Raw genomic sequence first — 21,091 nt, 5'->3', positions numbered from 1 at the left:
GGTGCCCGGCCGCCGGGCCAGCGGGGCCGGACGTTCAGGCCCTGCCCGATGTCGATCCACACCGTCTGCGGCACGACATTGACCGGGTAACTCGCGCCGGCAGCGCCTGACTGAGGGCCGATCGAGCCCAATGAGCCGCCTGCGGTGGCACTGCCCGACCAGGCCCACTGCCACACGGTGTAAGGTTGACTGCGGCCCACATACAGCCTGGCCCGCCCGCCATTGAGCACCTGCACCTGCTGCACGGTATCGGTCTGCGACTCGGTCTGGTACTGCTCGGTGCCGATGCTGGTACGCCCGACCACCCCGCCGCGGCTGTCTACGATGATCTGGCCCGTGCGCACGCCCACGTTGCGCTGCTGGGACTGGCCCTGGCCGCTCATCCGCCATTCCACGATCAGGTTGCGCTGTGGCAGGCCCTCGTCGCGAGCGCCTGCCCAGGCGGCATGCCCGGTCAAGGCCAGCAGGCCCGACAGCAGCAGGGTTTTTTCAGTGCATGAGATTTTCATCGTGACATCCTTCACGCCAACAGCCGCAACCGTAAGCGCACAACAGCAGGTACACCGTGCCTTATTTCCATCGCTCGAAAAATATCCGATCGGCGATGCTCAAGTCATGCCCGAAAGGGTCGATATGCGAACAATCTGCCACAAACCCGTTGCGATCAGGCGCGGGATGACGGGCAGACCGTCCTGGCTTTAATCGAGATGGAGGCTGGCAAACATGCAGCTCGAAGCACTGTTCAAGCAACCCCAGGCCCTTCCGGCCGTCCCCAAGATCGTTCACGAGCTGATTGACAGCTTCAACAGTGACGATGTGTCGATCGACGAGATCGCCAAGAAGCTGGCTGCAGATCCGGTCTTGTCCGCGCGCTTGCTGCGCCTGGCGAACTCGGCTTACTACCATGTGTCACGCAGCGTGGGCACCGTCAACGACGCCTTGTCGATGCTGGGCTTCGTGACCGTGCGCACCCTGGTGATCAGCTCCGGCCTGACCGGCGGCTACAAATCCATGCCCGGCATGGACCTGTCCCAGTTCTGGCGCTACAGCCTGCACACGGCGGCCGTGGCCGGCTGGCTGGCCAAGAAAACCGGCGTCAATGGCGACCAGGCCTTCACCGTGGGCCTGATGCACGCCATCGGCCAGCTGGTGATGCACGCCGGCATGCCCGAACAGATGCTGCACCTGGACAAGCTGGCCTCGCCGATGGACCCCCGTCGCATCGACATGGAAAGCACCTCCTTTGGCTACAGCTTCGCCAATGTCGGCGCCGAACTGGCCCGCCAATGGCGCTTCCCCGTGACCTTCGGTGATGCCATCAGCAAGTTCCCCAACCCGCTGGCCGAGCCCTTCGACCCGGTTGCCGGCGTGATCCACCTGGCCGTGTGGCGCGCCCGTGCCGAGCACAACCAGCTGAGCGAAGAAGAACTGGCCGGCACCATCCCTGCCGATGTCTGCAAGAAGCTGGGCCTCAAGCCCGACGACATCCTCAAGGGCATGCCGCCCATGAGCGAGCTGTGCGAAGGCCTGGAGGCCATGCTCGGCTGACCTGATGGCTCAAGCCCCTGTCAGATCGACAGGGGGTCCACATCCACCGCCCAGCGGATCAAACCGCTGCGGCGGTTTTGTTTTGCCAGCTCCAGCCAGACATGCTGGCACTGCCCCAGGAAGCGCTGCAAGGCCGGCCGCATGGGCGACTCGATCATCAACTGTGCCCTCTCCACATTGGCCACACGCTGAACCGGCGTGGGAACGGGTGGGTACAAGGTGATGCCACCGATCTCCTCCGCCAGGTGCTGCACGGCCTCCACCGCGGCGTGGAGGAAGTCCTGCGCGGCCTGCTGGGTCTTGCCCTCGGCCCGCAGCATGGCCAGGCTGGCATAGGGCGGCAGGCCCGCCATCTCGCGTTCCTTGAGTTGCTGCGCGGCGAAATCGGCGTAGTCATAGCGGCGCAAGGCCTGATACAGCGCGTGCATGGGGTGCCAGGTCTGCACCCACATCTCGCTGTGCCCGGCCACATCGGCATCACGCCCGGCCCGGCCCGCTGCCTGCAAGAGCAAGGCGAACTGGCGCTCGGCAGCGCGGAAATCGCTGGCGAACAGGGCTGAATCGGGGTTCACGGCCGCCACCAGGGTGATGCGCCGGAAATCGTGCCCCTTGGCCACCATCTGCGTGCCCACCAGCACATCTACCTCGCCGGCGTGCACGTTGGCCAGGCGTTCTTCCAGGGCGCCTTTGTGTTTGGTCACATCGGCATCGATGCGACCGAGGCGGGCCTGGGGCAAGGCTTCGGCCAGTTGCTCTTCCAGGCGCTCGGTGCCCCGGCCCACGGGGTGGATGTCGGTGTTGCCGCAATCGGGGCAGGCACGCGGCACGCGTTCGGTGAAGCCACAGTGGTGACAACGCAAGGTGCGGTCGACCTTGTGGAACACGCGCCAGGCGCTGCAGTGCGGGCAGCCACTCTTCCAGCCGCAATCGCTGCAATGCAGGACCGGGGCATAACCCCGGCGGTTGAGCAGCACCAGGCTTTGCTCGCCTTGCTCGACGCGCTGGGCGATGGCGTCCAGCAACTCTTGCGCAACCGGTGGTGGCTCCTGCCCGCGCAACTGCTTGGGCGCACGCGACAGATCCAGGATGCGCACGCGCGGCATGTCGCCATCGCCCACGCGCGCCGGCATGGCCAGGCGCACATAACGCCCTGTGCCACCTTCTGATTCAGGCAGGGCGTTGAACCAGCTCTCCAGACTGGGCGTGGCCGAGCCCAGGATCACGGGCACCTTCTCCAGCCGCGCCCGGTACACGGCCAGGTCGCGGGCGGAGTAGCGCGCACCATCCTGCTGCTTGTAGCTGGGGTCATGTTCTTCGTCGACCACGATCAGGCCCAGCCGCGGCAGCGGCGTGAACACGGACAGGCGCGTGCCCAGAATCAGATCGGCATGGCCATAGTGCGCCATCAACCAGTTGCGCAGTCGCTGGGCCGGTGTCAGCGCGCTGTGCAGGGACACGATGCGGCGCCCGGCAAAGCGTTCGGCCACACGGGCCTCCAGCTGCGGCGTGAGGTTGATCTCAGGCACCATCATCAGCACCTGCTTGCCTTCATCCAGCGCGCGCTGCGCCTGGCGCAGATAGACCTCGGTCTTGCCGCTGCCCGTGCTGCCCCACAAAAGAAAGGGCTTGTCACCTGGTTCGGCCAATTGGGCCAGGGCGGCTTCCTGCTGGGGCGTCAGTTCAGGCAAGGCACTCGGATCCGGCACGGAGGGCTCGGCCACGGCCTTGTTCAAGCGCTTGAGCCGCCGCCCCCACTGCAGCGCATCCAGCTGGCGCAGCTCGGGTGGCAACACCATCAGCGCCATCTCGCCCAGGCTGCGCTGGTAGTAGCCGGCCGCGAACTTGACGAGCTGGCGCCAGGCATCGGGCAGAGGGGGCAGGCCATCGAGCACTTCCAGCACCGCCTTGAGGCTGGCCTCCTCCACCGCCGGCGCCTGCTCGTCAAAGCCTGTGCCGGACCACACCACGCCCGTCACCACGCGCCGGCCCAGGGGCACCCTCACCAAGGTGCCCGGCACCAGGGGCTGCGCGCTGAGGTAGTCCAGCGCCCCCCACAGGCCACTGTGTTGAGGTGCCTCAACCACGACGCCGATTCGGCAAGTGGAAGCGGGGGTGTCAGGCATGCGTTCGTGTCTCCGAAATTCTTACAAGGGTATGAACAGAAGGGGGCAAGTGCTTGATTCGACGGGGCTTTACCCTTATCCACGGGGTCTGTGGATAACTTTGTGGGAAAGCTTTGTAAATGCGCGCTAAATGCTTGTCAGACGGTCGTTTGGTTCAGATTGCCTCAAGATGAGGCAATTGTGGGCTTCCTATATGAATCAACAACTTAGCGAACAGTGTCGGGCAAATGACCGTTTCGCATGCCCTGCCCCATCTGTGTGCACACGCTCCCGGTTTTATGGGGATAAGTGTGGTATCGCCTGATAAATTTCAGGGTATTCCCTAGTTGCTCAATGCCTTACACGGTTTGTCAGATGTCGTGACATTGTTCACGAACTATCCAGGCCGGCGCGGCCGATTGTTTCATGCGATTTGGCCGGTCGCGCCAACACCTTGGGTAAAGCGGAAACGAACGTTTGAACTTGCCTTCTTCAATCAAAGTGGGCTGCCAACACCTACCGCTAAGTGCTTGATTTTACTGGCATGGGTTTTATCCACGCTTTCTGTGGATAACTTTGTGGGAAACCTCTGCACACGCGGGCTAACTGCTTGTCAGGCGGGGGTTTCTCCTGATCTGCACCATCTGAAGGCAGAGGCAACTTTTCCTTATGAATCAATAACTTGGGACGTATGCCCGTGCGCTGCACAGCGTCCTTCCAACATGGCAGATCACGCCAATCTCGTTCGCCCTTTTTTGGGGATAAGTAAGCCGGGCTAGCACAAAAATTGGCCCTCTCCAGCGCCGCAATGCAGCGCAATTTGTGTTAACGCAAGCGTCATTCACGGCAAGGGTGGGGCCACACCCTTGTCTTAGGGACATGAAAATCCCCCGCCGGTCACAAACACCCGTTTGAAGCGAGTTATGCTTGAGGATGCACCCAAGGCAGGTCGCCTCCAGACGTGCGGGGTGCGATCTTCTGTAAACCCATCATCCTTAGAGAGACATCCATGAGCTTCTCGATCGAATCCAAACTCGGCGACCTGCTGGACAACGAAACCACCAAGGCCATCCTGGAAAAGCACCTGCCAGGCATCTCGACCCATCCGCAAATCGGCATGGGCAAGGGCTTCGCCCTGTCGATGGTGGCCAAGTTCTCCGGTGGCCTGATCACCGAAGACCTGCTGAAGAAGGTTGCTGACGACCTGGCCGCTCTGGGCTGATCGTCTCGGGCAGATCGTTCTTCGATCTCCCCAAAGAAAAAGCCTCCTGGTTCAGGAGGCTTTTTTCATGGCTGGTCAGCCAAAGAGGCCGGCCATCAGGCCAGCTTCATGCGATCACCAGGTTTCCGTGGGCTGGCTGCAGTCGGAAGCAGCGGGGTTCACATCGCAGCGAATGCGCTTGATGATCTTCAGGCCCTTCTTGTCGTAGAAGCCCCTCTCGGCCATGTCGATACGGCCGTCGCGCATCAGGTTGACATAGCGCTCGGCGTCCACAGGCGTGGGGTCCAGCCAGAACTTGGCCGGGATCGTGGCATCTGCGCGCTTGATCAACTCCACCACGTTGTCGAAGCGACCGGCCCAGACTTCACGCGACTTCTGGCCAAAGCCTTCAGGGAACTTGTCGCGCTTGAGGATCATCTGGTAGGTCAGGATGGTCAGCGGGAAGCGATGGACCGCGCCCTTGGTGCCCATGCCCTTGTGCAGTTCAAGCGGCTTGTAGGCGATGGAAGGCGCCATCACCACGTCCACGTTGCCGTTGTTGAACATGGTGCCGAAGTTGGTCACGTCAGCGGCCACAGGGCGCGCGCCCACGCGCTGGATCAGCTGGGATTGGGCCTTGTCGTAATCGAAGGCGGCCACGCGTTTGCCGCTGGCGGCTTCCAGGTTGCTGATCTGGCGATCATTCACGAAGGCATACGCGGCGCCCAGCGGCACGATGCCGCCCACTTCGTACTGGCCCTGAACCATCAGGGACGCGGCCTTGGGGCTGGAGAAGGTCTGGATGGTCTTGCGGACCACTTCCAGGCTGGCCGCCATGTCGAGCTTGCCGTTCTTGACCACGGTGGAGGCACCCACGGAGTCCAAAGCAGCCGTCAGGGCATTGAAGGAGTGGGTACGCAAGGCCGTGGCCATCACGGCGTCGCACTGGCCGGTGCGGAAGTCTTCGACGCCCACGCGCTCATCGACGTAGACCTTGAGTTCCATGTCGCCGCCGTACTTCTGCATTTCGATGGCGTAGTCCTTGGCGGCGTTGTAGCCGTCACCACCCGTGCCCAGAATGTCGAACACGCATACACGTTGTTTGGCGGCCTGCGCCAGGGGGCTGACCGTCATGATGGCCGCCAGGGCGGCCCACTGCCATCTCTTGCTCACTGAGAATCTCCTGAAGTGGCGCGCCTCGCGCCGAGTCTGAACGGGGCGCATTGTGAAGCACTTTCTGTCTGTTGAGGCAAGCAGATGTGTCTGCCAGGGACATTCCCCCATGCCGCAGGAACTCATGCCGCCATGGGACGTGATCCGGCGTCGTCCGACGTCCCTTGTGCTGCACCGGCCGCGCTGCCGACTGCGTGGCGCATCAGCATGGCGTGCAGGTCTTCGCGTCGGAATGGTTTGCCCAGGTAATCGTCCATGCCCGCGTCCAGACAACGCTGGCGCTCGCCAGGGAAGATATTGGCGGTCAGCGCCACGATGGGCACCGCAGGCAAGCCCAGATTGCGTTCCTGCTCCCGGATCAGGCGTGCGGCCTCGAAGCCATCCATCACAGGCAACTGGCAATCCATCAGCACCAGATGGGCCGACTGTCGCGCCAGCCAGTCGATGGCCTTGCGCCCGTTGTCCACCACCTCCACATCTGCGCCGATCTGGCGCAAGGCGGCCTCGGCCACCAGGGCGTTAATGGGGTTGTCCTCGACCAGCAGCACCGTGCAGGCTGCCGTCAATGCCGTACTGCGCTGTGATCGGCGCACCGCGGGCAATTCGCTGCTGGGCGGCAGGTGCAGGATGCACTCGAAGGTAGAGCCCACGCCCTTTTCACTGCTGCAACGCAGATCCCCACCCATGGCCCGGCACAACTCGCGCGAGATGGTCAGCCCCAGGCCGGTGCCGCCATGGCGCTTGCCCAGGCCGTTGTCGACCTGATGAAAGGCATCGAAGATGTACTGTTGCTTGTCCTCGGGAATGCCGATGCCGGTGTCCTGCACGACAAAGGACACGCGCTGGCCTTCCATGAGCTGCACGTACAAGGTGACATGCCCCTGCTCGGTGAACTTGATGGCATTGCCCAGCAGGTTGTGCAGTACCTGACGCACCCGCATCGCATCGCCAGTCACCGGGTAGCCGTCCGGCAGGTCGGTGCGCAGACGCAGGTGCAGGCCCTTGCGGTTGGCCGTCACCGTGGACACGCCCGCCACCTCGTCGACCAGCAAGGTGAGGTCGAAACAGGCCTGTTCGATGTGCACATGCCCGGCCTCGATCTTGGAGACATCCAGCACGTCGTTGATCACGGTGAGCAGGTGATCACCGGATCGCTCCAGCAACTCCAGCCGACGCAGCGCCACGGGCCGCGCTTCGTCATCACGCAGCAGGCGAGAAAGTCCCAGGATGCCGTGCAAGGGTGTGCGCATCTCGTGGCTCATGGACGCCAGAAAACGGCTCTTGGCTTCGCTGTGATGTTGCGCCAGCGCCAGCGCCTGCTCACGCTCGCCGAGGATGCGCTCGTGCTCGAATCGCAAGGTCAGCAGCTCGAACAGGCGCGCATAGGCCCGGTAGGTCTCCAGCAGGAGCAGGAGCGTGAAGGCCGTCAGGCTCACTGCCCCGAAGATGCCATAGGAGTCATGGCGGGTCAGGCTGTAGGCTGCGCAAGGCATCAACATGGCCAGCACATGGGTGGCCGTGGCGGGTACATCGGCGTGCAGGATGAAGGCGGACAGTGCCGCCACACCCAGGATGGCCGTCAGGGTGATGGCCGTGAGGTCCAGCCGGTCCACCGGCACCAGCCACCACCAGGCCGCCCCCCACAGGATGCCATCAGCCAGTACCAGGGCCAGGAAGCTGCCGTACCACGCCTGGCTGGCATGATCCCTGGACTGCAGGTAGAGCCTGGCCTGCACCACGCGGCAAGCCACCACGATCGAGCGCAGCCCGAACCACGACCAGACCTTGATCGGGTTGACCTGCTCGTGCAACAGCCACCCCAGCACCATGGCGAACCCGACGGCCATGACCATCACGGTCGGCACGTGCTGACACAGCATCTGAACGCGCGCGCTCCAGATCTGCTGGTGCAGGTCTGACTGATCCCTGGGATGGCCGGATGCGCGATCTGCTGCCGAGAACAAACGTGTCGCAAACATGAGGCTGCTCTTGTTATTGAGCACGCAGTATCGGGCAGCGTTACATGTATGGGACCATGGGTTTGCGATTGATCAAAGGCGCCAGGCCCGTGTTTTCATCCGTGAGGGCCGCCTGAGCGCGGGGGGATCAGTTTTGCCGGCACGGGTTTGTACCCGGTCAGGGGGTCAGATGCGACCGATGCAATTGGGCGCACCGCACTGGCATCGCAGGCGCCCTGCATGATGGGTGCTGCCGTAGCGGGCCGTCAGCTCCTCGCCCTCGGCGATGTCGCGCAAGGCGTAGAAGGCCACGCGCCCCTGCTGCACCTTGAGCACCATGTTCGGATCACAGGCGTGGTTGGCAAAGCGCAGCGGGTCGGTGGAATGGGTGGCATCCACGGCGCGCTTGTCGGAGATCGCCACCATGAAGATGCGGCCGGTGCTGCGCTCGGCTTCACGGGCCCGGGCTCGGGCGGTCCGCATGTCGACGAATTCGCCGCGGATTTCACCGATCTTGCGACGATCAGGAATCGGTTCGCCGGCAAAGGCGCCCTGGCCATCGATCTGGCTGGGCCCCACCGTCACCTTGAACTTCTGCGGATCGGCCGGGCCCGTCGCTGCCGAAGAGGGCTGCGCCGCCGGCTGGACAGGTTCGGCAGGTTCAGCGGGCTGGGCAGGGACAAGGGGACGCAGCGTGGGCATCGCCCGAGTATCGCTCAGCCGCGCAGCAGTTCGCCGTCAAACGTCCACTCCAGCACCTGCCAGCTAGAGCGGTGTCCATTGACATCCAGCTCGGCCAGCGCCGGCTCGGTGCGCCGGGCCTGCCAGGCCCAGGACTGGCCTTCGCGCTCGGGCAAGGTGGAGCGCTCGATCACCCAGGCTTCCCCCTCCAGCGCGCCAAAAGAGATCTCGCAATCCAGCCAGGCGCGCGCCTCATCCGGGCTGTGCAGCAGCACATCGACCAGCGTGCAACCGGGCCTCAGGCCTCGAGGCCAGCGGACCCGTCGGGGCCTGACCCACATCAGGTAGCGACCGGCCACCAGAATGCGCTCACCGTTGTCCAGGCCATCCGGCCCGCTGCCTGCCAGGGTGATGAAACGCCCGACGGACTCTGGCAAGCGCTCCCAGACCTCGTTGTAGTCGTCATGCACGCCGACTTCGATCACGCGATCGGCCCGGTCGAACAGCATCATCCCGGCGTCCGGATTCATGCTCGGCGGCTGGTAGTCGGCACGACGCAGCCAGGTGCAGCAAGGGCCTTCTGCTTCGTGATCAACCTGGGTGATGCCCACAAAACCCTGCTGGGTTGCCAGTGCCGCCAGTTGGGTGGCGCTCAGCTCGGCCAGCGGCCTGGGTGTGCGATCCAGCATGGCCGTCGCCGGCACACGCAGATCCGCATGCCAGGAACTGGTCTGCAACCAGCGCACCCAGCTGCTGCTGTCGCTGTGCGGCGCCTGACCAGCCTGCGTGTCCGTCTGCAGCAGCGTACGCTGCCATACGCCCCGGAAATCATCCGGCACAGGACGGTGGGCAACGCTCATGGGGTGTACCGCGCTCATGGGCAAGATCAGATTGGACCAGGTCAGACAAGGTGCGTTTCAAGCCGCCGCGGCAGCCCGCCCGACTGGCACCAGGCCCTCGAGCATCCCATAAATGATCGCATCAACGGAGCCGAAGGGCATGGGAACAAAGTCATGTCAGTGGGTGCAGTTCAGTATCAGGTGCACACGCGCTGAACTAGGGATGGTCTGCCGGGGTGCGGCGCACCCATAGTCGCGGCTGATTCATGCCACAACTCAGGAGTTCACCCATGCACCCAGCCCACGCCCTTGCAACGCCTCGGTGGCGCACCGGCATCGCGCAACTGGCCGCCATCCTGACCCTGTCAGGCGCTGGCGCCGCTCACGCCGCGAACTACAGCGGCCCGCTGACCGTGTCCTTGCTCGCACCTGGCGGCATCACCAGCGATGGTGTGACGATCGACCCGACACCACTCGATCTGACCCAATCGTTGACACCAGGCGGGCAGATCGTCCCCGGCGACGGCGGCAGCATTGGGGGCTTCATGCTGCCGGCGGAGTTCATCAAGAACATCGGCACGTCCTTCCAGCTGCGCGTGGCCGAAGGCGCCAGCAATGGCACGACGGGCTATCTGGGCTTGGGCGCGCAACACGCCCGCTACCAGTTCGACGGGCTCAACATCACGGGCTTTGCCATCACCGGCCTGAGCTATTCGCTCAAGGACAACTTCCTCAACACCGGCACCAGTGGCGCCAGCAATGAGGCCGCGCTGATCAGCGCGCAAGTGGTCAAGCTGCTGTCGCCGCACAGCTTCGAGGTGAACCTCGATCAGATCAAGTTCCGCGATCGTGGGCTGGGCGAGTCCAACAACTTCGTGGATTTCCGCATCGATGTGGTCACCACGGCGGTGCCTGAACCCTCGACTGCCCTGCTGGCCCTGCTTGGCGTGGCTGTTCTGGGGCTGACCCAACGCGCCAGCAAGCGCTGAGAAAGGATTGCGCCATGTCGGTACCTTTCCTGGGCGAAATTCGCCCGACCGCGTTTGCCTTTGCACCCAAGGGCTGGGCGCTGTGCAACGGGCAACTGCTGTCGATTGCCCAGAACCAGGCCTTGTTCGCCATCCTGGGCACCACCTATGGTGGCGACGGACGCACCAACTTCGCCCTGCCTGACTTGCGCGGGCGCAGCCCGGTGCACACGGCCAACGCGCTGCCCCTGGGCGCGCGGGTGGGTGAAGAAGCGCACACGCTGACGGTCAACGAAATCCCGCCCCATACCCATGGACTGCAAGGCGCCAGCGACCTGGCCAACAATGCATCCCCCGTGGGCAATGTGCCAGCAGCCAAAGGGCGCGGCGGCAAGGACATCTACGCCGCCGGCAGCTCACCGGCTCAGCCCATGAGCCCGCAGGCCGTGGCGCCAGCCGGTGGCAGCCAGGCGCACAACAACATGCAGCCCTACCTGGCGATCAATTTCATCATCGCGATGCAGGGCATCTTCCCCTCGCGCAACTGAGCCCGGAGACACCATGGCAGACCCCTATGTCGGCGAAATCCGCCTGTTTGCGGGCAACTTTGCGCCCGCTGGCTGGGCCTTGTGTGACGGCAGCCTGCTGTCCATCGCCCAGAACGATGTCCTGTTCAGCCTGATTGGCACCACCTATGGTGGCGACGGGCAAAACACCTTTGCCCTGCCCGATATGCGTGGCCGTGTGCCCGTGCACCAGGGCCAGGGGCCGGGCCTGAGCCCTTACGTGATCGGCCAGGCTGCCGGCTCGGAGCAGGTCACATTGCTGCCATCGCAGCTGCCCAGCCACAACCACGTGCTCAATGCCACCACCGCCGACGCCACGGCCGGTACGGGTGTAAGCGGCAGCCTCACAGGCAAGGCCGCCACCACGTCCTTCTACGGCAGCACGCCCGGGGGAGGCACATTGGCCGCGCAGGCCTTGCTGCCCAGCGGCGGCAACCAGCCACACAACAACATGGCGCCTTTTCTGGGCCTGAACTTCATCATTTCCTTGTTCGGCATCTACCCGTCGCAAGGCTGAAAGGACATCTGATGAGCGATCCCTTCATCGGCGAGATCCGCCTGTTCACCGGCAACTTCGCGCCCACCGGCTGGGCCTTGTGCAACGGTCAGTTGCTGCCCATCTCACAAAACACCGCGCTGTTTTCGATTCTGGGCACCACCTACGGCGGCGATGGCCGCACCAACTTCGCCTTGCCCAACCTGCAAGCGCGCATGCCCCTGGGTGCAGGCAACGGCCCCGGGCTGACACCACGCAGCCTGGGCGAGGCAGACGGCGAAGCCACGCACACCTTGAGCACGGCAGAGACCCCTCAGCACAACCACGCCCTGCAAAGCGCCGCCGCACCGGACAGCACGCAGCCGGGTCCGCAAGCGCTGTGGGCACGCAGCAGTGACAACGCCTCGCTGTACCACGCGCTGGGCACACCTGCACCCATGGCTGGCACGGCGGTGCAGCCCAATGGTGCCGGCTGGGCACACAACAACCAGTCCCCGGCCCTGGCGCTGACCTTCATCATCGCGATGCAAGGCATCTTCCCGCCCCGCTCATGATGCGACTGCGCACAGGCAAGCTGATCCTGCGCCTGCCGGCCGCACTGAAAGGTGCCTGGCAGTGTGTGCCGGCGGGCGCGGGCGATCGCGCCTTCCTGCAGGAAGTGTTTGCCAGCACCCGCAGCATTGAACTGGAACTGCTGGGGCCTGACACCGCCTTGCGTGATGCCTTCATTCAGTCTCAGATGCTGGCTCAGCGTCGCTCGGTCGAATTGCACTACCCCGCAGCCATCGAGCTGATCCTGCGTCACCATGGCCAGCCTGCCGGCCGACTGTGGCTGCATGAAGACCACGACGGGCTGCGCGTGGTGGACATCACCGTGCTGCCAGCCTTTCAGCGCATGGGCGGCGCCAGCAGCTGCCTGCAAGCCCTGCTGCAACTGGCTGATGCCGATGTCGTGCCCATCCATCTGCATGTGTTGAGAGACAACCCCGTTCGCCACTGGTATGCCCGACTGGGCTTCGACATCACCTCCGTCTCCGGCCTGTACCAGGCCATGACGCGCATCCCCACCATTGAGGAGCATCAGCATGAACAAACGTGACTTCATCGTGCAAGGTGGCAGTGCCTTGCTGAGCAGTGCCACCCTGGGTAGCGCGTGGGCTGCGCACACCGGGTCGCCATCGCCTGAGCTTGCTGACCAGGCAGGGTCGAGCAGCGCGCAGGCACGCTGGCAGGCCTTGATGGGCCAGGGCTTTCACAGCCAGACCGGCATGGGCCGCCCCGTCACCCTGACCTTGCTCGCCGTGAGTGACAAGGGCGCAAGCCCCGCTGCAAGCAGACTGGAACAGTTCACCGTGTCCTTCCAGGGGCCCAGGGCCTTGCCGCTGAAACCAGGTCTGCATGAACTCACACACCCGCAGGCTGGCCAGGTTCATCTGTACCTGGAGCCTGTGCCACAAGGTGAACACATTCACTACGACGCGCACTTCAGCTTGCTGAGCTGAGCACCCCGGCGAGGTGTGATGATCTGTGGGCCTGGTTTCGTGAGATGCTCGGCCCATGCCGCTTTCTCAAACCTGGACCGTTCATTGCGATGGCAGCGCCGAGCCCAACCCGGGCCGCATGGGCATGGGTGCCGTGATCGTGGCACCGGATGGTGCTCGGCACACGCTCTCCCTCACCAGCAGCGAACGGGGCTGCAACAACGAAGCCGAGTTGCGCGCCCTGCTGGCGGCCTTGCGTTCGCTGGAGGCGGCGCAAGTAGACGCGCTGCAGATATACAGTGACAACAGCGTGCTGGTGGCCCAACTGGATGGCCACCTTGCACAACCACCGGTAGCGCGCCTGGCGGGCTTGTTCGATGAAGCCCGCGCACTGCTGGCCACGTTCTCGCTCCCCGCCTTGAAGTGGATCCCGCGCCACCGCAATGGCGAGGCCGATGCGCTCGCACGTGCCGCGATCGGCTTGCCGCCCAAACCCACGAAGATGCCGATACAAGGCAAGGCAAGCCGGCGACGCCGCCAACGCTGAATCAGGCGGGCAACAGCCCGTCCGCCTTCAACAGGCTTTCCAGGCACTGCTCCTGGATGCCGTAGAAGGCCTTGATGTCCTTGATCTGCGCGACCACCTCGTCATTCGACTTGGCCTTGGCACGCTTGACCGCCAGGATCATCTTGTTCTTGTTGGTGTGTTCCAGCGAGATGAACTCGAAGACCTGGGTGTCGTAACCCGCCGCGTCCAGCAGCATGGCGCGCAGGCCATCGGTCAGCATCTCGGCCTCCTGGCCCAGGTGGATGCCGTGTTGCAGGATGGGCCGCAGGGGATGCGGGCTCAGCAGCTGCGGGCGGATCTGCTTGTGGCAGCACGGCGAGCACATGATGATCTCGGCGCCGGCGCGGATACCCAGGTGAATGGCATAGTCGGTGGCCACGTCACACGCGTGCAGGGCGATCATCACATTGAGCGCGGTGGGGTGGTACTCGCGCACGTCGCCCTGCTCGTAGTCCATGCCTTCGAGCTGGAGCTTGCCGATCACACGCTGGCAGAGCTTGACCAGCTCGTCACGCAGCTCGACCCCGGTCACGCGGGCATCACGGCCCATGCTGTGGCGCAGCCAGTCGTGGATGGCGAAGGTCAGGTAGCCCTTGCCTGAGCCGAAGTCCACCACGTGGATCTCGTTCTGCTCGGCCAGCGGTGAACGCGCCAGCGCCGCCGCGAACACCTCGACGAACTTGTTGATCTGCTTCCACTTGCGCGACATGGCCGGGATCAAGTGGCCATGGGCGTCGGTCACACCCAGTTCGTGCAGGAAGGGGCGCGACAGTTCCAGGAAGCGGTGCTTGTCGCGGTTGTGGCCTGCCGAGCCCGCTTCCGATGGCGCCGACACCACGGCAGCGGTACCCGGCCGCCCGGCGGCTGAGGCCTCGGCTCGCGCCTGCGCAGCCTCGGCATTGGAAGGCTTGCCCACGCGCACGCTGGCCTTGCCCTTCTTGCTGAAAGCGAGCTGGACTTCTGCGGTCGGCGTGTGCAGGTGGGCGTTGCGGAAAGTCCGGGCCTGCGCCCAGCCCATCACGTGGGCCATGCCCTCGGCCAGCGGCAGGTTCTTGGTGATGTCCTTGGTGGGATAGCGCAGCACGAAAGACAGATGCGGCTGGCCCTTGAGCTCGACGGGGCGCACCAGCACGCGCTGCAGGTCAGGCCCCAACTGAGCGTCGTCGCCCTGGTAGTTGGCCATGACCAGTTTGTCGCAGCGCCCTTGCGTCAGCGCCTGGCTCAGCAGATCCGAAAAGCGCGACAGGGGCGCGGCATTGGCCTCGTCCAGCGACATCCTCAACCCTTGGCCTGTTCGCCACCACCCTGGCCACCTTGGCCACCACCTGCACCGCCCTGGCCACCTTGACCACGCGGGCCACGGTTGCCGCCATCACGGCGCGCACCGTCACGCTGGCCACCTTCGCGAGGGCCACCGGCACGGCGTTGTTCACCACGCGGGCCATCACCACGAGGCTGACCTTCGCGACGAGGCCCCTGGCCCTCGCGACGTGGGCCACCGTTGCCTGGCTTGCCACCATGACCGCCGGGGCGGCCCTGGCCATCACGGCGACCATGTTCCGGTCTACCGTGGCCGTGATGATGACGCTGCGGGTTCTGTGCGTCTTCCAGCGCTTCGGCGCGCGCCTGAGCCAGCAGGCCATCCAGGGCTTCGGGCGCCACGCCCTTGAGGGCGCAGAAGTTGGCCGTGGTCAGCTTGGTGGTTTCGAAATCACGCAGCAGCGAAGCACGCTGACGGCGCTCGGCCTGTTCGGCTTCACGCTTGGCGTTGGCATTGGCGCGGCGGCGCACCAGCTCGTCAGCCGCCACCTTGCGGTGTTCGTCAGTCAACTCGCCGGCGGGCTGACCATCCAGATCGAAGCGCTGCGTGGCCTTGGAGACGGCGATCAGGTAGGAGGTGGCGCCGGTGTAGCGACGGAAGAAGGCCGACAGGGCCTGCTTGCTGAACACGCCGGGCGCACGCTCCTGGATGTCAACCTGGATGCGCAACTTCAAAGGCTTGGGCTGGCCCTTGAACAGCGCCGGAAACAGCTCGGCCAGGCGGGCTGCGGTGGCGGCGGGCGACTCAGGCTGCTGGGCCTGAGCGGGTGCAGCAGCGCTGTCTGCGGTCGCAGCAGCGGCAGGCACGGCTTCTGGCACGGTGTCGGGCGCAGGGGGTTCAGCGGCTTGGTCGGCAGGCGCCGGGGAGATCGAGGACATGAGTCAGGCGTGTGAAAACGGTAACCCCCGATTGTCACCCCGTATCGCCCTTTAAATATGAACAGTTTGTGTCCTGAAAGCCAAGGGTGTCAGGCCCGTCCAGCGTTTGAAGGAACGCGTGAAGGCGCTTTGTTCGCTGTAGCCCAGCAGCAGCGCGATTTCAGCCAGTGAAAGAGCGCGGTCGCTCAGGTACTGGCGAGCGAGTTGCTCGCGCGTGCGGTCCAGCAAATGCTGCCAGGTCATGCCGCTGTCGGCCAGGCGGCGCTGGAGGGTGCGCGTGGACTGGTTCATGGCCTGCGCCACCTTGTCGACCGACACATCGCCATCGGGCAGCAGACGCACCAGCAGTTGCTGCACGGCCTTGTCGAAGGCGTTCGGATCTGGCAGGGCATCCAGCAGGGCCTTGGCCTGTCGGTCCAGCAGGGCGCGCAAGCCGGGCTCGCGGTGCGGCATGGGGATGCTCATGTAGGCCACGGGGAAGCGCACCAGGGTGTGGCTGGCACCGAACTCAACCGGGCAACCAAAGAAGGCCTCGCAAGCCTGCGCCCGCTCGGGCGGCACCTGATACACAAAGCCCACGCGCGAAGGCGGCGGCGGGTTGTCGATCTGCTTGCGCAGGAAGGTGACCAGCGCGGCGATGGCGGTTTCATCGGCCATCACGCCCGTGGTGTCGGTGCGCGCCCAGCGGATTTCAACTTCGCCCTGGTGCATCACCACCTCTGCCAGGTCCACCCCATAGAACAGGCGCTCGTAGCGCTGGTAGATGGACACGGCCTCCGCCAGGTTGTCGCTGGCCAGCACGAGGTAGCCCAGCACGCCCACATGGCGCGGCAGCACGCCCGCGCCGATGGACAAGCCGGGCGCGGGCAGGTCCGGCCTGAGCGCAGCGCCCAGGTCCAGGATCTCGCGCCACACGTTCAGCGGGACGACGTCATCCGGTGCATAGGCGGCCAGACGCGCACGGATGGTCGGCGCAGGCAGGCGCTGCGCATCCAGCCAATCCGTGAGCAATTGCGTCCAGGCCCCGGTGACGCGCATCAGCAGGCTCATATGTCATGGATAGTTAAAAAGCCGACATCGATTGTCGATGCGATTTGAAGCCTCGTCTTTACATTCAATGCCATCACGTTGAGGAGACAAGCAACATGGAAGACATCCTTCACGCATTGAGCTTCGTGCTCATCGCCGGCGCGGCCTTCATGGTCGTCATCCTGGCCGAGGCCGCCTACCTGCGCCGCCAGGGCAAGACGGACGCCTACAACCTGCGCGAGTCCATCGCCAACATCAGCACTGGCTTCATCTACAAGATGGTGGACGGCGTCGTGGTGGCCGTCTTCATCACCCAGTTCTATGACGAGGTGGTCAAGCTGGGCCTGCAGTACAAGCCGGCCAACAAGTGGGTGGGCATCGCGCTACTGTTCTTCATCACGGACTTCCTCTTCTTCGTGGCTCACTTCGTGATGCACAAGGTGCGCTACGCCTGGTGCTCGCACATCACACATCACAGCTCCGTGCGCTACAACTTCTCGACCGCGTTGCGTCAGAACTTCCTGTTTGACCTGAGCGGCCTGGTCTTCGTGTGGGTCCTGCCCCTGGCCCTGATCGGCTTCGACAAGATGTCGGTGGTGATGGCGATCGAGCTGAACCTGTTCTACCAGTTCTTCATCCACACCGAGACCATCAAGCGCCTGCCCGCCTGGTACGAAGCCATCTTCAACACGCCTTCACACCACCGCGTGCACCATGGCCGCAACCCGGCCCAGATCGACACCAACTTCGGCGGCGTGTTGATCATCTGGGATCGCCTGTTCGGCACCTTCGTGGACGAAAAGGACGCCGGCAAGATCGTCTACGGCATCAGCCACCGCCAGCCCACCACGCTCAACCCGCTGCGCCTGAACCTCGACGAGTGGGTCGCCATGTGGGGCGATGTGTGGCGCCACAAGGACCTGCGCATCCTGTGGAAGCACCCTGACTGGGTGGAAGAGCAATACCCTGGTGCACGCACCTTGCCTGGACGCAGTGCAGCGGCATGATCGCCCTGATCCACCACACGCCCGCGCGGCGTGCCATGCTGTTGATGACCGCCTTGGTCTTCGCCGGGCTGGCTGTGCAAACCCTGATACGGCCGGACCTGGTGGCCCAGGCAGTGGGCAATGGCCTGCGCAGTGCCAATGACTACAGCGAGCTGCATGCGATCTACGCGGGCTTGTGGCTGGGGCACACGGCGCTGGGCCTGCTGGCGGCGCGCCATGTGGATCGCCAACCCCTGCTGGGTGATGTCCTGGCGCTCCTGATCTTCTCGCAAGCCGTGGGCCGTGTGATGTCGGCGGCGCAATGGGGATGGCCCGATGGCGTGCTGCGCGTGATGATGGCCGTCGAGGTCATCAGCGGGCTGACCTTGTGGCTGGTTCGCCCGCACCGCAAGCCAGCCGCCTGAACGAGTCGTTCAGGTCGCCACAGCCGCACTTGAACGCCGGATGGCACCACTCGGTCGCACGGCACTTGCCCACGCCTGACCAGGCATGACGCAATACCCCTCTCGCAATCAACAGGGGACCGACATGCACCACACCCGCCTGCACCACATCCGTCAATGGCTCGCCGCCACCTTGACCCTGCTGTGCGTCGCGGCCAACGCCACCTCACCCAACGCCCTGATCGTGTTTGGCGACAGCCTCAGCGACCAGGGGCTGGTCTGGCAACAGCTCCAGAACACGACGGGGCAGAACCTCCCGCAGGCCCCCTATTACTTCGACGGGCGCTTTTCAAATGGCCCTGTCGCCGTGGAATACATGGCCCTGGCACTGGGCGTCCCACTGGACGACCGAGCATGGGGCGGCGCCACAACAGGTCGCAGCAATTTTCTGAACAAGCAGGGAGAACTGGCACAAACCGGGCTGCTGGATCAGGTCGACGGCTACGTGCTGGCGCATGGCGCACATTCTTTGGACAGCCAGTCGCTCTACGTGTTGTGGGCCGGCGCCAATGACATGATCTTCAGCCCCAATCAGGCCACGGCCGACAAGGCCAGCCAGCAGATGATGCAAGCACTGGACACGCTGTACGCAGCAGGTGCTCGCAACTTCTTTGTCCCCTTGATGCCGGAGCTGTCGCGCATGCCGACCTTCAAGGGCCTGTCAAGGCTGTTCCAGCCGGCCACCGAGGCCTACAACCAGAGCCTGACAACAGCGTTGCGCCAAGCCAGCGCAAAACATCCGGATGCAGCCATTCAATCGTTCGACACGGTCAACTATCTGTCCGCCTTGCTTGCTGCGCCGGGTACCGCCTTTGCCGACACCAGCACGGCATGCGTGAAGGGCACGTTCGAGAACGTCATATCGGTATGCGCCAATCCGCAGGACCATGTCTACTGGGACGGTACGCATTTCACAACCGGGCTGCATGCCCGACTGGGTACTGCCTTTGCGGCAGCGGTGCCAGAAACCGCCAGTGGCACCCAGATGGTCTGGGGACTGGGCGGCTTGGGCAGCTTGCTCTGGCGGGCCCGCGTGCGGCGCACAAGGCGCCGTGAACGCGCAACCCAACCAGATTGATCAAGCAGATTACTTCTTCTTGGCAGCAGCCTTCTTGGCGGCTGGCTTCTTGGCAGCGGGCTTGGCGGCCGGCTTGGCAGCAGCCTTGCGAGCAGCAGCCTTGGGGTCCACAGCAGCCTTGAAGGTAGCGCCAGGTGTGAACTTGGGCAGCTTGGCGGCGGCAATCTTGATCTTGGCGCCGGTGCTGGGGTTCACGCCGTTACGAGCAGCGCGTGCGTGTTGCTTGAAAGAACCGAAACCAGGAATCACGACGGCGTCGCCCTTCTTGACACTGGCCACGACCACGTCGAGCAGGGTGTCAAGGATGCGGCCGGCTTCAGCCTTGGTCAGGGTGTGCTTTTCAGCCAGGTGCTGGATCAGATCGGTCTTGTTCATAAGTCGAAGTTCGAGTTGCACCCGCAATCGTCGGGCAAGCTATTGTGCAGTATTCATGGGGCTTGTGAAGTGTTCTGTCTCAATGATCGTTGGTGTGATGATGAACAGAAGTTCACGTTTGACGGTGTTCTGGCTCCTGTTTTTGAACAGGTAGCCCACCACGGGCAGGTCGCCCAGCACGGGTGTCTGGTTCTTCTCTTCGACCTGGCTGCTGCTCTGGAAGCCGCCTAACAGCAGGGTTTCCCCGCTCTGCAAGGTCACGTTGGAGTTGGCCTGATTGGTGTTGATCGTGGGCCCGACCGACGAGGTCGAGCCCACGCTGTCGTCGGTCAGCGTGAGGTCCATGGAGATGGTTCCGTCCGGGGCGACAAGGGCTGTCACCGCCACGGAGACCTTCACATCCACGAACTCCGTGGTGTTCACACCCTGCACGATGGAGGGCCGTGAATAGGGGATGCGCTGCCCCGACGAGATCAGCCCGGGCTTCTGGTTGCTGAGCACCAGCTTGGGGCTCGACAGGATCTTGGTGTGCCCGGCCTCTTCCAGCGCCGAGATCTCCAGCCCGATGTTGATGCCGGCCGGCAGCTTGTAAAAACCGAGCGCCAGACTGCTCACCGCGGCCTGCGTCAAAGAGTTGCTTGCAGGCAACGAAACGCCATTGGGAAAGCCCGAAACACCCGTGGCGGCAATCTGATTGAGATCGCTCACGGTGCCGCCCACCTGCACGCCGGTCTGTTTGGGTGAGGCTGCATTGAGCATGCGGGAGCTGGTCACGCCGAAGCGCGCGCCCAGGCTCTTGCCGAAGTATTCGTCGGCACTGACGATCTTGACTTCGATCAGCACCTGCTTGGAAGGCACGTCCACCCGCTTGATGAGGTTCTCGATGAGCTGGTGCTCGACCTGCGAAGCCCGCACCAGCAGCAGGTTGCTGCGCGGCTCCACCACCACGGCGGCTTGATCGCGCGGCAGCAAGGGCATGGCGGGATCCGACAGCAAGGACAGCATCTCGCTGGCCCGCATGTGGTTGATGGCGTAGGCCCTCACCAGGGTGCCCTGGGGCGTGCTGCCCAGTGCCTGTGCACCGGGCGCGCTGTAGGCCTCCAGCGATGCCTGGCTCAGTGGACGGGGTGCACGTGGCGGTGTGGCACTGGCTGGTGGCGACGCGTCAGGCTGGCTCAGTGGCATGGGCTGCAGCATCTGGGTCAGATCCGGTGCAGGCACACTGGGTTTGGCTGCTTGCGCGGCCTGCCCGCTCAGGACAAGCAGAGACAGCGCACACAGGGCAAAACCGCGTCTGGCTGATGACACCGTCAAAGGTGAAGAGGGCATGGAAGTACCTCCGCTGGACGTTCGGTGCAGATGCGTCGCACAGGGGGCTG

General features: G+C 64.2%; 23 protein-coding genes. 12 read left to right on the top strand and 11 right to left on the bottom strand.

All coding sequences use genetic code 11. The annotated features are described in order from the left end of the window. On the bottom strand, positions 1-509 hold a 509-nt coding region (locus tag VFW93_RS07805; protein ID WP_414639615.1), incomplete at its 3' end, for a hypothetical protein. A 214-nt stretch (positions 510-723) separates the two neighbouring features. On the opposite strand from VFW93_RS07805, the gene VFW93_RS07800 reads away from it, so the two are divergent. After that, positions 724-1,548, top strand: a complete 825-nt coding sequence (locus VFW93_RS07800) for an HDOD domain-containing protein (protein WP_329693428.1) — start codon at positions 724-726, stop codon at positions 1,546-1,548. A gap of 20 nt (positions 1,549-1,568) precedes the next feature. Here the strand turns inward: VFW93_RS07800 and priA are convergent, their stop codons facing one another. Further along, a complete protein-coding gene (gene priA, locus VFW93_RS07795) occupies positions 1,569-3,671 on the bottom strand; it encodes a replication restart helicase PriA (protein WP_329693427.1) in 2,103 nt (700 codons plus the stop codon). Between the two features lie 988 nt (positions 3,672-4,659). Between priA and VFW93_RS07790 the strand changes: the two genes are divergently transcribed. Beyond that, on the top strand, positions 4,660-4,872 hold the full coding sequence (locus tag VFW93_RS07790; protein ID WP_290674407.1) for a hypothetical protein: 213 nt from the start codon (positions 4,660-4,662) through the stop codon (positions 4,870-4,872). Positions 4,873-4,986: 114 nt separating this feature from the next. On the opposite strand, the gene VFW93_RS07785 is transcribed toward VFW93_RS07790, so the two are convergent. The 4 genes from VFW93_RS07785 to VFW93_RS07770 form a co-directional block, all read right to left on the bottom strand. Next, entirely contained in the window at positions 4,987-6,024 is a 1,038-nt protein-coding gene (locus VFW93_RS07785) for a putative solute-binding protein (protein ID WP_329693426.1), read from the bottom strand. Positions 6,025-6,146: 122 nt separating this feature from the next. After that, positions 6,147-8,003, bottom strand: a complete 1,857-nt coding sequence (locus tag VFW93_RS07780) for an ATP-binding protein (RefSeq protein ID WP_329693425.1) — start codon at positions 8,001-8,003, stop codon at positions 6,147-6,149. Between the two features lie 165 nt (positions 8,004-8,168). Further along, on the bottom strand, positions 8,169-8,684 hold the full coding sequence (locus VFW93_RS07775) for an SET domain-containing protein (protein WP_329693424.1): 516 nt from the start codon (positions 8,682-8,684) through the stop codon (positions 8,169-8,171). Between the two features lie 14 nt (positions 8,685-8,698). After that, entirely contained in the window at positions 8,699-9,523 is an 825-nt protein-coding gene (locus VFW93_RS07770; RefSeq protein WP_329693423.1) for a hypothetical protein, read from the bottom strand. A 269-nt stretch (positions 9,524-9,792) separates the two neighbouring features. Here VFW93_RS07770 and VFW93_RS07765 point away from each other — a divergent pair, with 269 nt between their 5' ends. The 7 genes from VFW93_RS07765 to VFW93_RS07735 are packed head-to-tail and all read left to right on the top strand — an operon-like array spanning position 9,793 to position 13,560. Further along, the gene (locus VFW93_RS07765) at positions 9,793-10,491 is read left to right on the top strand and encodes a PEP-CTERM sorting domain-containing protein (protein WP_329693422.1); all 699 of its coding nucleotides are present in this window, start codon (positions 9,793-9,795) and stop codon (positions 10,489-10,491) included. A gap of 14 nt (positions 10,492-10,505) precedes the next feature. Further along, entirely contained in the window at positions 10,506-11,018 is a 513-nt protein-coding gene (locus VFW93_RS07760; protein ID WP_329693421.1) for a phage tail protein, read from the top strand. Between the two features lie 13 nt (positions 11,019-11,031). Beyond that, entirely contained in the window at positions 11,032-11,553 is a 522-nt protein-coding gene (locus VFW93_RS07755) for a phage tail protein (RefSeq protein ID WP_329693420.1), read from the top strand. An 11-nt stretch (positions 11,554-11,564) separates the two neighbouring features. Continuing rightward, positions 11,565-12,086: a phage tail protein gene (locus tag VFW93_RS07750; protein WP_329693419.1), complete on the top strand. Its 522-nt coding sequence runs from the start codon at positions 11,565-11,567 to the stop codon at positions 12,084-12,086. Continuing rightward, positions 12,083-12,631 carry a GNAT family N-acetyltransferase gene (locus VFW93_RS07745; protein ID WP_329693418.1) on the top strand — a complete coding sequence of 183 codons (549 nt, stop codon included), beginning with the start codon at positions 12,083-12,085 and terminating at the stop codon, positions 12,629-12,631. Before VFW93_RS07750 ends, VFW93_RS07745 begins: the two co-directional genes overlap by 4 nt. Then, on the top strand, positions 12,618-13,034 hold the full coding sequence (locus tag VFW93_RS07740) for a DUF6916 family protein (protein WP_329693417.1): 417 nt from the start codon (positions 12,618-12,620) through the stop codon (positions 13,032-13,034). Before VFW93_RS07745 ends, VFW93_RS07740 begins: the two co-directional genes overlap by 14 nt. Before the next feature lie 55 nt (positions 13,035-13,089). Further along, entirely contained in the window at positions 13,090-13,560 is a 471-nt protein-coding gene (locus tag VFW93_RS07735) for a reverse transcriptase-like protein (RefSeq protein WP_329693416.1), read from the top strand. A gap of 1 nt (position 13,561) precedes the next feature. Here the strand turns inward: VFW93_RS07735 and VFW93_RS07730 are convergent, their stop codons facing one another. The 3 genes from VFW93_RS07730 to VFW93_RS07720 are packed head-to-tail and all read right to left on the bottom strand — an operon-like array spanning position 13,562 to position 16,830. Continuing rightward, positions 13,562-14,857, bottom strand: a complete 1,296-nt coding sequence (locus tag VFW93_RS07730; protein ID WP_329693415.1) for an SAM-dependent methyltransferase — start codon at positions 14,855-14,857, stop codon at positions 13,562-13,564. A 2-nt stretch (positions 14,858-14,859) separates the two neighbouring features. Then, complete coding sequence (locus tag VFW93_RS07725) at positions 14,860-15,780, bottom strand: ProQ/FINO family protein (RefSeq protein ID WP_329693414.1); 921 nt, start codon at positions 15,778-15,780, stop codon at positions 14,860-14,862. A gap of 51 nt (positions 15,781-15,831) precedes the next feature. Next, positions 15,832-16,830, bottom strand: a complete 999-nt coding sequence (locus tag VFW93_RS07720; protein WP_329693413.1) for a helix-turn-helix domain-containing protein — start codon at positions 16,828-16,830, stop codon at positions 15,832-15,834. Positions 16,831-16,925: 95 nt separating this feature from the next. Here VFW93_RS07720 and VFW93_RS07715 point away from each other — a divergent pair, with 95 nt between their 5' ends. From VFW93_RS07715 to VFW93_RS07705, 3 genes are all read left to right on the top strand, one after another. Next, a complete protein-coding gene (locus tag VFW93_RS07715; protein ID WP_329693412.1) occupies positions 16,926-17,816 on the top strand; it encodes a sterol desaturase family protein in 891 nt (296 codons plus the stop codon). Beyond that, the gene (locus tag VFW93_RS07710) at positions 17,813-18,220 is read left to right on the top strand and encodes a DUF4345 family protein (RefSeq protein WP_329693411.1); all 408 of its coding nucleotides are present in this window, start codon (positions 17,813-17,815) and stop codon (positions 18,218-18,220) included. Before VFW93_RS07715 ends, VFW93_RS07710 begins: the two co-directional genes overlap by 4 nt. An 85-nt stretch (positions 18,221-18,305) precedes the next feature. After that, a complete protein-coding gene (locus tag VFW93_RS07705) occupies positions 18,306-19,337 on the top strand; it encodes an SGNH/GDSL hydrolase family protein (protein WP_329693410.1) in 1,032 nt (343 codons plus the stop codon). A 9-nt stretch (positions 19,338-19,346) separates the two neighbouring features. Here the strand turns inward: VFW93_RS07705 and VFW93_RS07700 are convergent, their stop codons facing one another. Next, entirely contained in the window at positions 19,347-19,712 is a 366-nt protein-coding gene (locus VFW93_RS07700) for an HU family DNA-binding protein (RefSeq protein WP_329693409.1), read from the bottom strand. A 39-nt stretch (positions 19,713-19,751) separates the two neighbouring features. Then, on the bottom strand, positions 19,752-21,041 hold the full coding sequence (locus VFW93_RS07695) for a secretin N-terminal domain-containing protein (RefSeq protein ID WP_329693408.1): 1,290 nt from the start codon (positions 21,039-21,041) through the stop codon (positions 19,752-19,754). Between the last annotated feature and the right edge of the window lie 50 nt (positions 21,042-21,091).

Origin of the sequence: Aquabacterium sp., from assembly GCF_036279675.1 — a bacterium.
Classification (GTDB): Bacteria; Pseudomonadota; Gammaproteobacteria; order Burkholderiales; family Burkholderiaceae_C; genus Aquabacterium.
Note: the sequence above shows the minus strand (reverse complement) of the source record. Positions and strands in the feature narration are given on the sequence as shown.